Raw genomic sequence first — 15,101 nt, 5'->3', positions numbered from 1 at the left:
AGGTTTGTCCTCTACCATGGTTCATATAAGCCTCAGGTGCTTAACAGAAACCAAGAAGGAGGATGTAACATTTGAATAACTTACTACAAAAGTTTGCCGTAACGGCACTGTCCGTGACGATGGTGACATCGTCGTTTGGTCTGATCGTCAGCCCTAACGCTGCGCATGCCGCAGAGGATGCGGCGGCTACAACGACCAGCACAGGAGTTGCGCAAGCCTATGAATCGTTGTTTCAGACAGATAATGTTATTGATATTAACGTTACGATTGATGATGCGGATTGGGAGAGCATGCTTGAAAGTCCGCTGGATAAGGATTACAAGAAGGTCAGCGTGGAAGTGGACGGCAACAAGCTGGATAATGTCGGTTTCTCCACCAAAGGCAATCTGACACTGAAGTCTGTAGCATCCATGGAAGATTCGGACCGTTACAGCTTCAGACTTAAGTTTGATAAATACGATAAAACGCAAACCCTGCTTGGCCTCGATAAAATGGTATTGAACAACAACTACGCGGATCCATCGTACATGCGTGAAGTTCTTCACTATGAAGCGCTTCGCAGTATTGGTATGGATGTACCGATGACGAACTACGTCAACCTGTATGTCAACGGCGAATTGGTTGGTTTCTATACGGGTGTTGAAGCAGTGGATGACAGCTACCTGGAGCGCAACTACGGCGAAGATTACGAAGACGGTGTTCTCTATGATACCGACGAGAGAAGTTATCTTCAATATGAAGAGGGCAGCGACTACAGCACACTCACTGAAGATTTGGGTACGGACGAGAATAAAACCAAACTCAAAAACTTCATCAAAACGCTGAATGACATGCCTGAAGGAGAAAAAGGCGATATCGAGAGCGTGCTGGACGTGGATTCCGCACTTCAATATATCGCGGGCAACATGGTCTTCGGCAACTATGACAGCTATAACGGCGACAAAGGGCACAACTACATGCTCTACAGTGATGCCGATGGTAAGTTCACGGTTGTACCTTGGGACTTTAACATGTCTTTCAATGGGTATTCGGGTGGGGGCGGACGTGGAACAACGACAACCGGAACGACCACAACGAACACCAATGCAACGAACGTATCCGTGGACGAGCCAGTACTCGGCATAAGCATGGAAAATGTACCGATGATCAACAACCTGCTTGCGGTGCCGGAGTATAAGGAAAAATACTTGAGCTACGTCAACGCGTTGACGGACTACCTGGAAGGCATCCAAGACCGTATTACAGAACTTGCCGATGTCATCCGCCCTTATGTTGAAGCAGATCCAACGAAATTCTACACAACCGAACAGTTTGAATCCAACATCGCTTACTCTGCTAATGCTGATGCAGCAGGCGGCATGGGTGGAACGCCACCGGAAGGGTTCGAAGGCATGACGCCGCCAGAGGGCATGGAGGGAATGACACCTCCGGAAGGTTTTGAAGGAACGCCTCCAGATGGAACGACACCACCTTCGCAGCCGGAGGGCACAAGCGCAACCGATACAACAGATACAGCGAGCATAGGAAATACACAGACACGTCCCGGCGGTAACTTCGGCGGTGGTGGAGGCATGGGCTCCATGGCAGCAGGATCGCTGACGACGTTTGCCCTGAACCGGCTTGCCAACTTGCAGGAGCAGCTCGGACGCGAAGTGACACCGCTGCCTGAGACCACAGAAGATGCAGGCTCGGAAACTTCTTCTGAAACGGGAGCAACAGACCAAACCATTTCCGTTACTTTGGATGGCCAAGCCATTTCGTTCCCGGATCAGGATTCGCTGGAGCAGGGTGGCCGGGTAATGGTACCTGTCAATGCCATTCTTGAAGCGCTGGGTGCAGAGGTGACTTGGGACAAAACGGCGAAGACGGTAACTGCTGTTCTGAACGACCAGACACTCGTACTCCAGATTGGAAGCAGTACTGCAACGGTTAATGGGGAGACGCTTGATATCGATGCACCGGCCATTATCCTAAACAGCCGCACACTGGTGCCAGTACGCTTCATCTCTGAAGGCTTGGGACTAACTGTGAATTGGGATCAAACGGCAGCACAAGTAAGTCTTACATCCCAATAATCTAGAATGGAACAAGAGACTCGATGAACACATCGGGTCTTTTTTTGTTTTCCTTTTTTCCATGTGTTTCGTTCCATACTCCCTAATCATAAGCGACCTTGTATTCTTCTGTTCAATATGAATATATGAATCTAGACATATCTAATCGATCTAATCAGGACATCAAAATTACCAGACAGAAGGACATTCGCACACGATTACGGAAAACACGGAAATGTTTTGGTTTTTTCATTGAAAAATTGTGATAAATATCACTGAAAACTTATAAATAATGTGTTTATGCCTACCGATAACTCTATATGTGATATTCGAAATGAATTCGAAATTCGCTTCGGTATACCTCAATTATATAGGGAAATGGGTGGCTCAACACATGCGAAGCATGAGCATCGGTACCAAAATCAGTTTGATCGTTATCAGTATATTTATCTTGTTTTCCTCAGCCGTAGCGGTAAGTGTGATTCTGGAAATGAGACAGGGAATTACAACATTTGCAACGGAAAAGGCGAAGCGGGATTTGGAGATGGCGGATCGAATCATTACATACAAACACCCCGGCGACTGGCTCATCAAGGATGGCGAGCTTTATAAAGGCGAGACAGCAATGGAGGGTAACTTCGAACTTGTGGATGAGATCGGTGAGGCATCGGGAGATACAGTCACCATTTTTCGCGGGGAAGAGCGCGTGGCAACCAACGTGATGATGGATGGAGAGCGTGCTGTTGGGACGAAAGTATCGGAACAGGTTGCCCAGGCTGTTTTGCAGCAGGGGGAGAAATTTTACGGTGAAGCCGTTGTGGTGGGACAAAATGTCCAAACGGCATATCAACCGATCAAGGATGCAACCGGGGCAATCATCGGAATTCTCTATGTAGGGGCATCCCAATCGTTGATTGATGTCATTATTTCTTCATTTCTGAAAACTTTCCTGATTGTAGTCCTGCTCGCGATGGTGGTAGCAATTACAGCCATTATTCTGTATGTCCGCAGAGTGAAATTAAGAATTGAACGGGTGTCTATGGCAATCAAGCGTGCAGGCACGGGGGACTTCACGCAGCCGGTTGTCGATCACGTCCAAGACGAGATTGGCATGCTGGGTGCCGGGTACAACGAGATGAGAAGCAGCTTACAACTGATTATTCAGGGTGGCCTTCAAGCGGGGGAGAAGGCTAAGTATTCGACCGGAATTCTCTTGACCATTGCGGAACGGACGGCACGGGAATCGGAACAGATTGCTTCGTCGGTAGAACAGGTTGCCAGAGGGGCAGAGAGCCAGACGATCAGCACGGAAGAGAACCTGCAGGCCATGGAAGAGGTGGCAATCGGAGTGCAGCGGATGGCAGACAAGGCTTCCAGCATCTCGGAATCTGCCCTGTACTCCCGCAGGCAGGCAGAAACCGGAGGAGAGGCGGTGCAGCTGACCGTTCAGCAAATGTCAACGATTGAATCTTCCGTTACAACAACGGATGAAGTCATTCGTACACTGGAAGAGAAGTCGGCCCAGATTAGCCAGATGGTTACCACCATTCATGAGATTGCGAATCAAACAAACCTGCTCGCTCTCAATGCATCCATTGAAGCGGCAAGAGCAGGGGAGCATGGCAGAGGGTTTGCCGTCGTGTCAATCGAGGTTCGCAAACTGGCTGAACAGGCCGGAGATTCTTCGAGCCGCATTGAGGAACTGGTAAAAGCCATGGAGCAGGACATGCTGCAGTCATTATCAGCCATGTCTCGAGTGAAGGAAGAGGTGCAGGAAGGGCTGCGCTTGACCCGTGAAACCGAACAGAACTTCAGCCTGATCCGGGACACAAACTTACGAATCGCATCAGAGATTGAGGACATGGCGGCGACGAGCGAGGAGATGTCCGCCGGCGTGGAACAGATTGTCGCTTCCGTTCACGAGATTGCGCGTCATGCGCAGACGGCCAGCGCCAATTCGCAGCAGGCTGCCGGATCCGTTCATGAACAGCTCAAGTCGGTGGAACAGATTAAGGCGTCTGCAGCTGTGCTGTCCGATGTTTCGACCGAGTTACAGACATCGCTGAGTCCGTTCAAGATCTAATATCTGGTACAATGAGGAAAAAGGAGGGAATACGCATGGCTCCCGATAAAACAAAACTTTTCCCCAACGAGAACATTCGAACCGTCTGTTATATTCAAAATTTGCCGCCTCGCCCCAATGTGGACATCGGTGACTATACCTACTATAGCGACAACAGTAATCCACCGGAACATTTCTATGATCGAATTCAGCATCATTATGATTTTCTTGGGGATCGCCTGGTGATCGGCAAGTTTTGTGCGATTGCAGAAGGTGTGACCTTTATTATGAATGGCGCGAACCACCGGATGGAGGGCATGACAACCTATCCTTTCAATATTTTCGGTGGAGGATGGGAGAAAGTGACGCCTACTCTGGATCAGTTGCCCTTTAAGGGCGATACCGTACTGGGTAACGACGTCTGGCTTGGGCAGAATGTAACGATCATGCCGGGTATCACGATCGGAGACGGTGCCATCGTAGCATCCAACTCGACGGTAACCAAGAATATCGAATCTTATGTCATTGTTGGGGGTAATCCAGCAAAGCCGATCAAAAAGCGCTTTGATGACGAGATCATTGCTTTGCTGCTGGAACTGAAATGGTGGGATCAGGATGAAGAGTGGCTGGACACCCATTTGGAACGATTGGTTTCCAGATATGATCCACAGACGTTACGTGAGCTTTTGAACAGCAAGTAGTTGATTAAGAAAACGAGGCAGCAGCTGGTTCCTGACGGAGCCGGCTTGTTTTATTTTAGACTGCGTACCCCTATGTCTGTGGCCTAGCTGCCATAAATAATGTCTCAATATTGAGGAAAGAGATGGAATGTTTCTTGTGATATATCTCATAGAATATCGTTAAGTAAGCGCTTCCAAATACCAATATGAATTCACGGAGGGGTTCAGGATGCGAGTCAAGAGTGCTGCAAAACCGCTCATCGCCCTGTTATTGTCGGCTGCTTTATTTGCCGGATGCCAAAGTGTTCAGCCACCGTCGGTAAGTGAACCGCAAGGAACGGTAGATCCACCTGCTGCAACCACCCAAAATGAACCTGCCCCACAAACCAATAAGGAGACTCCGCGCAATGAGACGTTGTATGTCAATGGATTGCAATGGGGACCACCCACCAACTTCAATCTGCTCAGCGGCAATCCCGCCTTTCCTGTGAATTACGGAAACTCCAGGGAACTCCTGTATGAGACTTTATTTATGGTGAACCAGTTGGATGGAGCGCTTGAGCCGCTGCTCGGCAAGTCATATGAATGGACGGATGACGCTACATTGCGGATTGAGCTGAACGCGGATGCCAAGTGGAGTGACGGAAAGCCTTTTACCGCAGATGATGTGGTGTACACCTATGAGCTGGGCAAGAAATACGACATTAACTGGAGCAGTTTCTGGACCTACATTCAGGAAGTAAAAGCCGACGGAGCACAGGACGTGGAGATCAAGCTGAATCCCGATAATCCCAATAAACTGACCGTGCTGGACAGCATTGAATTAATTCCGATGCTGCCGAAGCATATCTGGGAAGAGATCGAGAAGAAAAATAATAATGATCTGACGGCGATCCGCAAAGAAATCAACGATAACCCGGTGGGCACGGGAGCTTATAAGCTTCACTTTTACAATGATCAGAAAATTACAATCATTCGCGACGACAACTACTGGGGACAAAAGCTGTTCGGCAAGCTGCCAGCACCGAAGTATATCACCCATGTGATCTACAAGGATAATGCGGCAGGGGATCTGGCGTTCAAAAGTGGGCAAGTAGACGTCTCGCAACAGTTTATCCCACAGGTGTGGAAAATGTGGGAAGGCGGCGCTCCGGTCAAAACCTATCTGAAAGATGCTCCTTATTATCTCCCGGGTTCCATGCCGAGTATCTTCTTCAATCTCTCCAAAGCCGGACTGGATAACGCAGATGTCCGCCGGGCCATTGCTATGAGCATCAACTATGACAAGATCTCCGAACTGGCAATGAGCGGTTATTCTGCACCAATGCAGCCTTCGCTGACCTTGAACTCGGATGCCGAGTCCAAATATATGGATCAGAATGCAATCAAGTCCCTACAATGGACCACCGATGTGGAAGGGGCCAATGCGCTGCTTGATTCGATTGGGGCTACCAAAGGCAAAGATGGCATTCGTGTACTGAATGGTACCCGTCTCGGACCGTTTGAAATTGAGTGTCCATACGGCTGGTCAGACTGGAATGCTGCCCTGGAGATTGTTGCACAGAGCGCCAAGGCGATTGGCATTGAGATTCGAACCAAATTCCCTGAATCTCCGGTGTGGACCAACGATCTGCAAACCGGCAAATTCGATATCATCATGAACACCCCTGCGGGCGGAGTGAGTCCAAGTCAACCTTGGAACCGTGCCATGACAATTATGTATTCGAAAGGCGTTGCACCGCTCGGCGAGATGGCGTTCTGGAACTGGGGCCGTTACCAGAATGATCGTGCAGACGCCATCATTGAAGAGATTCCTTCCGTATCGGATGAGGCAAAACTCAAGGAACTCTATACCGAGCTCAATACAATCTGGCTTACAGACATCCCGTCCATTCCACTGATGTACAGACCGTGGGTGTTTGATACCGTGAATGAGTCCGTCTGGAAGGGCTTCCCGTCCGAAGGGGACGGTACCAACATTCCGCCGCAGATTTCCATGGATGGCGCAGGCATCAAGGCACTTTACCAAATTCATAATTAGGAGATGCAAGAGCGTTCTCACCTTAGTACAGATATGGCCTTATCCGTAAAAATCGGGGGGTGCTGAATCCAATGAATGCCTACGCCAGATATGTAGCGAAAAAAGTGTTCTGGTATGGCCTGACCCTGATCATCGCCATCGGATTGAATTTTATTCTGCCAAGACTGATTGAAGGCAACCCGGTGAGCATGATCGCGTCCAAAATGACCGCAGGCATGACCGACTCGGATTCCATCAAGCGGGTGTATGAGACCTTTACGGTTGAATTTGGTATCGATCAGCCGCTGTGGGCCCAGTTTGGCATTTATCTTAAAAATCTGTTCACAGGCAATCTCGGCACGTCCTTCGGATTATATCCGAAGCCTGTAACGGACATTCTGGCCTCCGCCGTCCCTTGGACGGTGGGGCTTCAACTCCCGGCTATTCTGGTGGGTTGGCTGATCGGCAATCTGCTCGGTGCAATTGCGGCGTATCGGAAAGGCGTTTTTGATAAAGTCCTGTTTCCTGTTGCACTGTTTATCAATTCCATTCCTTTTTTCACTCTGGCTATTATTATGCTGTATGTCTTTGCTTTAACACTGAAATGGTTTCCGCTGTCCGGAGGATATGACTTCCAGATGGTGCCTCAGCTAAGCTTCGACTTTATCATGTCGGTCATACGCCACCATACCTTGCCGTTCCTGTCCATTGTGCTCGTGACCATTGGCGGTCAGGCGATTGGTATGCGGGAGATGTCCATCTATGAGCTGAATTCGGACTATGTGCTGTACAGCAAACTGCTTGGCATCCGGGACGGCCGCATTGCGCGCTATGTGTTCCGCAATGCCATGCTGCCTCAGATCACGGGACTGGCGCTCTCCATTGGCACCATGGTTGGTGGATCACTGATCTGTGAAATTGTGTTCAGTTACCCGGGCATCGGCACGTGGCTGTTCACGGCCATACGTCAGCTCGATTATCCGCTCATTTCAGGGTGTACATTACTGATTGCCATCGCCGTGCTGCTGGCCAATTTCACGATTGATGTAATCTATGGCTTCATTGATCCGCGCATCAAGGCTGCTCAAATGGAGGAACAATGACATGAAGCATTCGATCTCTATTTTGCTGAAATCGCCCAAGTTTATGATCGGTGCGGTGACTTTTGTAGGCATGCTGCTGCTCGTTACCATCTATCCGCTCATTAATCGCAGTGATCCGCTGGAGATGATGGCGATGGCGTTCCAGCCTCCGGGGGATGGATTGCTGCTGGGGTCAGACAACTTTGGGCGCGATATCTTTCTGGAATTGATGTATGGCATCCAGACATCCATTCGGGTAGGGCTGATTGCTGGCGTTTTTGCAACGGTCATTGGCCTGATTATGGGCTTGGTATCCGGATATATCGGGGGCATGCTGGACAATTTCCTGACAGCGGTCACGAATATCTTCATCGTGATTCCGTCGTTCATTATTCTGATTCTCATCTCAGTCAGTATTGATTCCCGCAGTTCACTCGTAACGGCCATCATTATTGGCATCACGAGCTGGCCGTGGACAGCCAGGGCGGTGCGTGCGCAGACGACATCCCTGCGGAGCCGGGACCACGTGCATATCGCGAAAATTTCGGGACATAGCACGCCGCGTATTATCATCCATGAAATTCTGCCGTATATCGCGTCGTATGTTGTGATGGCCTTTGTGCTTCAGACCGCCTCGGGCATTCTGTCCGAAGCCTCAATCTCAATGCTCGGGCTCGGCCCGTATAACACGATATCACTCGGCATTCTGATGAACTGGGCACTGGTATTTGAAGCCCCGGTAGCAGGAGCATGGTGGGCATTTATTCCTGCGGCATTGGCCATTGCCGTCATTACGTTCTCGCTCTATCTGATGAATACGGGCATGGACGAAATCTTTAATCCGAAAATAAGGAGCTAAGACCATGGACCAACCTATACTTCAGGTCAGCGGCCTCAAAACTTATTATCGTACCCGGCTCAAAGAGAATGTTTATGCGGTTGACGGGGTTGAGTTTGGTTTGAAAGAAGGGCAGACGCTGGGCATTGCGGGGGAGTCGGGCTGCGGCAAGTCGACACTGGCACTCAGCCTAATGGGCTTTTATTTCCCGCCCCTGCATTATGGCAGTGGTTCGATCCGGATCAATGGCACAGATATTATGCAGCTGAACAAGGAGCAGCTGCGCTCCCGCATTCTCGGTAAGGAAATTGCCTATATTCCGCAGGCCGCCATGAATGCACTCAATCCAACGCTGCGCATTATTCGGTTCATCGAGGATATTATGAAGGAACATCGCCCGGAGATGAAGCGGCAGGAAGTGCGGAGGATGGCAGCGGAGCGTTTTCAATCGCTGAATCTGTCCCCGGATGTGCTGGATATGTATCCGAATGAATTATCCGGTGGCATGAAGCAGCGAACGGTGATTGCCATCTCAACCATTTTGAATCCCAAAGTGCTCATTGCGGATGAACCGACATCCGCTCTGGATGTGACTTCACAGAAGGCAGTGATCCGTCTCCTGAAGGATTTGCTGAAAAAGGAAGTGATCAAATCCCTGGTGTTTATCACACATGAGCTGCCGCTTCTGTATCACGTCACGGATGAGATTATGGTGATGTACGCCGGCGAAATTGTGGAACGGGGAACGGCGGACCAGATGATCTTCAATCCGCTGCATCCATATACCCGCAAGCTGATGGGATCCATTATTGTACCGGAAGAGGGGATGAAGGAGCATAAGCTTGCGGCCATACCTGGTGCTCCGCCGAATCTGAAGCATGTGCCCGAAGGCTGCAGATTTGCCGAGCGCTGCACGCTGGTTACGGACGAATGCCGGCAGGGCAAGATTGAGAATATCCAAGTGGAAGAACGGATCTATCGCTGCCTGCTGACACCGGAAATCCTGGAGCAGATCAGGAAAGAGGAGCAGCTTGATTCATGACTCCCGGAAGGAGTGAACCCGCATGGCGATGGGCAAGGTGCTGATTAGCGGCCGTCATCTGACGAAGGTATACGGTACAGGCAACCGCAAAAAGGCGGCAGTAAACGATGTCAGCTTTGATTTTCACGAAGGCGAGATTATTTCGATTGTTGGAGAGAGCGGCAGTGGCAAGACTACGCTTGCGAAGATGATTATGGGACTGCTTAAGGAAACGAGCGGGGCCATCGAATATAACGGAAAACCGAGACAGCTGGGACGATACCGTGAACGCAAAGCCTATTGGAAGGATATCCAGGCCATTTTCCAGGATCCGTTCTCCTCCTTCAATGTCTTTCACCGGGTAGAGAAGCTGCTGGTAGACTGCATCAGGCTGCAAGGTTTGAAGCTCAGCCAGGATGAGGCGTACATCAAAATGAAGGAAGCTTGTTCCTTCGTTAACCTGAAGTTTGAGGAGTTGTACAATAAATATCCATTCGAGCTGTCAGGCGGGCAGATGCAGCGATTAATGATTGCGAGGATCTTCATGCTGCATCCGAAGGTGCTGATCGCCGATGAGCCTACCTCTATGGTGGATGCCTGTTCGCGTTCCACCATTCTCGATATGCTGCTCAAGCTGCGTGATGAGAACCGGATGACGATTGTGTTTATTACCCATGACGTGGGTCTCGCCTATTATGTGAGCGACACGATCTGCATTATGGAGCACGGGCGGATGGTGGAGGCAGGAAAAGCAGAGGAAGTCATTCACCATGCGGAGCATCCGTATACAAGGCAGTTGATTAACGATGTGCCCAAAATTCATTCACCCTGGGTGCTGGATTAACACAAATCAAGCCCTGGACCGTTTTGAGCGGATCAGGGCTTTTTGTAGTCCAATATGAAAGGGTTCGTTAGCGAGTGGGTGATTGTTGTGTCTGTTCAGACGCTGTTGATGGGGCTGTGGAGTGGGTGTGATCCTTCGCGATATTCTGGTTACTCTTCTTGTCAGAATAATAGTTAAGAATGTCATCAACGCTAGAAAATACGACATTTACATTGTAATTATCGTTGTTTGTTTGAATGAAAACCTCTTTTCCGGTACGGTTGTTGCTGCCTTAATTTAAAGCTTCTTTCATCATTAATCCTGCCGTGAATACAGGAACTTTTCCTGCAGGAAGCTGGATTTCCTTGCCGGTTCTCCGGCTTTTACCCATGCGTGCTTCACGCTCTTGTACCTCGAATTTTCCGAATCCGACAAGCTGAACTTCTTTGCCTTCTTTTAAAGCCTCTAGAATCGAATCGAGTACAACGGTTACGGCCTTTTCGGCGTTCTTTTTGGAAAACCCGCCAGATTTGGCTACTTCGGCAATCAATTGTTCTTTATCCATCTGTAATCCCTCGCTTTGTATGGTTTGCGTTCGGGTCGTTCTGATGATCTGATAGGTCAGGCAGAGAATAAAAACAAAAAGCTGCCTGTAAAGGCAGCTTGCATATAATTAGATGACTGTAACGTTTTCAGCTTGTGGTCCACGGTTACCTTGAGTTACATCAAATTGAACGCGTTGTCCTTCATCCAATGTTTTGAAACCGTCGCTTTGAATTGCGCTGAAATGAACGAAAACGTCATTTCCTTCTTCAATTTCGATAAAGCCGAAGCCTTTATCCGCGTTAAACCATTTCACTGTACCTGTTTGCATGTGATTCCTCCAAAAAAATAAGTTTTTAAACGACCATTTTGATAAGTGCTAATTAAAAATTAACGCTGACCAGGTGTATTCAAACCACAGACTTGATGTCCGCTAATGTATCGATTAATATGATAATACCATGTCCGCTAATATAAGTCAAGATTTGGAGGTTTTTTCTAATGGATAAGGTTTCTGGCATGCCGGTGCAGGGGGAGATGGTGGTTCAGGAATTCATAAATATGCTTACACTTCAGGGTCAATTGACTCCCAAAACGTTAAAGGAATACGCGAGTGATCTTAAACATTTTCTCGAATGGTACAAAGGCAGCCCGCTTGTGGTTGATCAAATCATGTGTATTGAAGACGTTGAACTCTCAACGTTAATGGGCTACCGGGATTATTCGAAGAATGTTTTGCAGTTGAAGCCAGCGACCATTAACCGCAGACTGATTACCCTGAAGCGCTTCTTCAAATGGGCTGCAGCAGAATCCAAGATCAGCTATGATCCTTCCAAACCTCTAAAATTCATTCCGGAAGACAAGGTGAGCCCTCGCCGGATGACAACCAGGGAAGAAGAAGCCTTTCTCTCTGCGATCGAACATGGCAGCTCTCTTCGGGATCAGACGATCCTGACGCTCATGTTTCATACGGGGTTACGGACGATGGAAGTATGCAATCTGGAGCCGATCGATATTGAACTGGGAAAACGAAGCGGACAGCTCACCGTGCGAGCCGATAAACGAAACGGGCAGCGGAAAATTCCGCTGAACATGACGTGTGTTATATTGTTGAAGAAGTATATGGAAGGTCTGAGTCCGGATAGCCCTTATTTGTTTCCTTCAGAGAAAACCAGCGATCGTTTGACCGAAAGGGCACTGCGTCATCTGATCAAAAAGGTGATGACTTCAGCCGGACTGGAAGGACTAAGTTCACATGATTTGCGTCACCGGTTTGGCTATGCCATGGCCGAACATGTTCCACTGCACCGTCTAGCTGAAATGATGGGGCACACGAATCCCGACAGAACGATGATATATGTAAAAGGGTTATATGCCAATCCCTTAGAGCAAGAGAAGGAATCTCACCATTTGGAGTAGATTAAAAGATATACTGTGGTCTTTACTGCCGTAATATTGCGTTATACTAAACTACATACGAATGATAGCCCTAACCGCTTAAGAGCGGGTTAGGGCTTATTGATAATCTGCGCACCAGTTTCAAGCCATTTGCGCTTTCCGTCCTCATCTAATCGTTTCTCCATTGTGATAATTGCATACGTTCCATCATGCTTTTCCCAGAACTGAATGGCTTTTGAATGGTCAGGGTCCAGAAGCAGGGCAGGCATGAAATCTCCATTTTCAAGCAAGGATCTTCGGGCATCACCATAATAGACCTGACTGAAAGAGGAGTGCTCTCTGCGGGGGATTAGATGTTTGGCATGCTCCAAATCGTAATACAGCTTCCATTCGCTTAGATTTTCCTTATCTTCATCTTCACCCATCACTTTACGAATTACTTCTAATCCCGCACTCCACGATCGTGTTAACTTATCCCTTAACTCCTGAGAATAATCTTGCCACATCAATGATTTCGTAGGCGAATGAAGCTGATCAGATCGAATGGTTTCGGTGATGGCTCCGCTACAAAGCAATACGGCGCCGATCCCTGTGGTTAACAATCCAGCTTTTAATTTGTTCATGTGAAATAGCATGTTCCTTTCTCGCAATTTCTCGGATTGATTCAACTATAATTTACCATAAATTCAAGATGAATGTGATATAAATAAAAGTCTTACTTACCCATAAAGTAAGCGGTTACATAAACAAAATAATATTGTATAGTATGATGGCAACCTTGGATCGAAACGACATATACATGAGCATCTTGCATGATTCCAATAAGCTGGGGGAGGAATTCGGACGTGTACCGGGTATTGCTGGTGGATGATGAAGAGGACGTACGCGAAGGACTAGTCATAGAGGTAGATTGGGAGGCCCTGGACCTGCGAATCGTCGGTTTGGCAGAGAATGGCCGTGAAGCGCTGGAGATGGCGGAGAGGGTTGAGCCGGATATCGTGGTAACAGACATCAGCATGCCGTTCATGGATGGACTGGAGCTTGCGCGAAGATTGCGGGAACGCAACCCGCTTGTGAAGATTGTCATATTGACAGGATATGATGAATTTGATTATGCCAGGCAGGCCGTCTCACTGAGTGTGGATGAATATTTGCTGAAGCCGTTCTCAGCCGGGCATCTGACCGAACTGCTTACACGTCTGCGAGCGCAGATGGCCTCTGAAGTGGCAGAACGCGAAGATGTCCGGCAGCTGCGGGATCATTATTATACAAGTCTGCCGCTGGTGCAGGCCGATCTTATGGCTACCCTGCTGCATCGGCAGAAATCGCCGGCGTACATCCATGGGAAAGCAAAACAATGTGGTCTGAACCTGCACGGTGAGCGGTATGGGGTATCTGTTTTGACGCTGCACATGGAGGGAGACGGGAAGAAAAACGGCCATCAAGGGGGAACAAATACTCAGGAATTGGTAAGTTCAGGCGAAGTATCGGTAGAAAAGGAAAATCACGGTTCCGGGGGATCACTGCGTCACTCCGAGGATGCGGAACTGAAGCAGTTCGCTGCGCTTAACATTGCCGAAGAGGTATGGAAGGAGCACGGGGCAGGACATGCTTTTATGCACCAGGAAACGATTGTTCTGCTTTTTATTGACCGTGGGGGTCAGCGCGAAGGGGAGATAAGACAGCAGCAGGCACTTGAAAATGTCATCCGCAGCATTAATCATTACTTGCGCATCCCGGCTACCGTGGGATCTGGGTCAATGGTCGAGACACTCTCGGATGTGAAGCATGCCTATGATGATGCATTACTGGCGCTCGACTACAGACTGGTGCCGGGAACTGATTCGCTCATCTATATTGCAGACGTGGAGCGGCAGACTGCAGGCAAGCTGCGTTTTGACGAACTGAAACAGCAGGTGCTGACCCGCACGCTCAAGGCAGGAACCAGGAATGAGCTTGAAGACGTACTGGGAATCATTTTCCGAGAAATTACGGTGGAGCATGGGCGGGGGGACATCCAGCTATATCTGATTGAAGTGTTGACAACCGTGTGGAAGGCCGCGCAGGCATCTGGTGAGGACATGGAGGATATCTTCGGTGCAGGATTTCAATTGTATGCGGATTTGTTCCGATTGCCGGGACTGTCTGAGGCACAAGACAAAGTGAGGGATGTCTGCGTGCTCGTACAGCATCGGATTGCCAGTGGGCGCCAGCATGTATACAAGGATATTGTGGAGCAGGCGCTGCGGTTTACGAAGGAACATTACGCCGATCCCGATCTGTCCATCCAGAAGGTATGCGGTTATCTGCATATCAGCTCAGGTTATTTTTGCGGCATTTTCAAAAAAGAAGTACAGCTTACGTTCCTGCAATATCTGATGCAGATCCGCATGGAGGCGGCCAAGGAACTGCTTCGCTCCACGGAGCTGAAGTCGTTTGAGATTGCGGAACGGGTGGGCTTCGCCGAACCGAATTATTTCAGTTTTTGCTTCAAGAAACATATTGGCATCTCGCCCAAAGAATACCGTAAGCAGTCTGCGCTGACAACGCGTGAAGGTGCAGAACGATGAGAACGTTAGC

At 48.9% G+C, this 15,101-nt stretch carries 13 protein-coding genes; 10 read left to right on the top strand and 3 right to left on the bottom strand.

All coding sequences use genetic code 11. The features are described 5' to 3' along the window. Positions 1-71 precede the first annotated feature (71 nt). The 8 genes from ABGV42_RS16150 (at position 72) to ABGV42_RS16115 (ending at position 10,601) form a co-directional block, all read left to right on the top strand. Positions 72-2,075, top strand: a complete 2,004-nt coding sequence (locus ABGV42_RS16150; RefSeq protein WP_347382545.1) for a CotH kinase family protein — start codon at positions 72-74, stop codon at positions 2,073-2,075. A 373-nt stretch (positions 2,076-2,448) separates the two neighbouring features. Then, on the top strand, positions 2,449-4,137 hold the full coding sequence (locus tag ABGV42_RS16145) for a methyl-accepting chemotaxis protein (RefSeq protein WP_347382544.1): 1,689 nt from the start codon (positions 2,449-2,451) through the stop codon (positions 4,135-4,137). A 35-nt stretch (positions 4,138-4,172) separates the two neighbouring features. After that, positions 4,173-4,817, top strand: a complete 645-nt coding sequence (locus tag ABGV42_RS16140; RefSeq protein ID WP_347382543.1) for a Vat family streptogramin A O-acetyltransferase — start codon at positions 4,173-4,175, stop codon at positions 4,815-4,817. Positions 4,818-5,025: 208 nt separating this feature from the next. Next, positions 5,026-6,837, top strand: a complete 1,812-nt coding sequence (locus tag ABGV42_RS16135; protein ID WP_347382542.1) for an ABC transporter substrate-binding protein — start codon at positions 5,026-5,028, stop codon at positions 6,835-6,837. Between the two features lie 71 nt (positions 6,838-6,908). After that, positions 6,909-7,919 carry an ABC transporter permease gene (locus ABGV42_RS16130; RefSeq protein WP_347382541.1) on the top strand — a complete coding sequence of 337 codons (1,011 nt, stop codon included), beginning with the start codon at positions 6,909-6,911 and terminating at the stop codon, positions 7,917-7,919. Between the two features lies 1 nt (position 7,920). Then, complete coding sequence (locus ABGV42_RS16125; RefSeq protein WP_347382540.1) at positions 7,921-8,757, top strand: ABC transporter permease; 837 nt, start codon at positions 7,921-7,923, stop codon at positions 8,755-8,757. Positions 8,758-8,761: 4 nt separating this feature from the next. Next, positions 8,762-9,778 carry an ABC transporter ATP-binding protein gene (locus ABGV42_RS16120; RefSeq protein ID WP_347382539.1) on the top strand — a complete coding sequence of 339 codons (1,017 nt, stop codon included), beginning with the start codon at positions 8,762-8,764 and terminating at the stop codon, positions 9,776-9,778. Between the two features lie 22 nt (positions 9,779-9,800). Beyond that, positions 9,801-10,601 (top strand): ABC transporter ATP-binding protein, encoded by an 801-nt coding sequence (locus ABGV42_RS16115; RefSeq protein ID WP_347382538.1) that lies wholly within the window; start codon positions 9,801-9,803, stop codon positions 10,599-10,601. 271 nt (positions 10,602-10,872) lie between these two features. Here the strand turns inward: ABGV42_RS16115 and ABGV42_RS16110 are convergent, their stop codons facing one another. Together ABGV42_RS16110 and ABGV42_RS16105 are read right to left on the bottom strand one after the other, a co-directional pair. Then, positions 10,873-11,145, bottom strand: a complete 273-nt coding sequence (locus tag ABGV42_RS16110) for an HU family DNA-binding protein (protein WP_347382537.1) — start codon at positions 11,143-11,145, stop codon at positions 10,873-10,875. Positions 11,146-11,253: 108 nt separating this feature from the next. After that, positions 11,254-11,454, bottom strand: coding sequence for a cold-shock protein (locus ABGV42_RS16105; protein ID WP_347382536.1), 201 nt, complete (start codon positions 11,452-11,454; stop codon positions 11,254-11,256). Positions 11,455-11,624: 170 nt separating this feature from the next. Here ABGV42_RS16105 and ABGV42_RS16100 point away from each other — a divergent pair, with 170 nt between their 5' ends. After that, positions 11,625-12,542: a tyrosine-type recombinase/integrase gene (locus ABGV42_RS16100; RefSeq protein ID WP_347382535.1), complete on the top strand. Its 918-nt coding sequence runs from the start codon at positions 11,625-11,627 to the stop codon at positions 12,540-12,542. An 89-nt stretch (positions 12,543-12,631) separates the two neighbouring features. Here ABGV42_RS16100 and ABGV42_RS16095 read toward each other — a convergent pair whose 3' ends face one another. Continuing rightward, positions 12,632-13,144 (bottom strand): hypothetical protein, encoded by a 513-nt coding sequence (locus tag ABGV42_RS16095; protein ID WP_347382534.1) that lies wholly within the window; start codon positions 13,142-13,144, stop codon positions 12,632-12,634. A 222-nt stretch (positions 13,145-13,366) separates the two neighbouring features. Between ABGV42_RS16095 and ABGV42_RS16090 the strand changes: the two genes are divergently transcribed. After that, entirely contained in the window at positions 13,367-15,091 is a 1,725-nt protein-coding gene (locus tag ABGV42_RS16090; protein WP_347382533.1) for a response regulator, read from the top strand. Positions 15,092-15,101 lie beyond the last annotated feature (10 nt).

Origin of the sequence: Paenibacillus pabuli (genome assembly GCF_039831995.1) — a bacterium.
Taxonomy (GTDB): domain Bacteria; phylum Bacillota; class Bacilli; order Paenibacillales; family Paenibacillaceae; genus Paenibacillus; species Paenibacillus pabuli_C.
The sequence above is the reverse complement of the archived record's forward strand: the minus strand, read 5'-3'. Positions and strand labels throughout refer to the sequence as shown.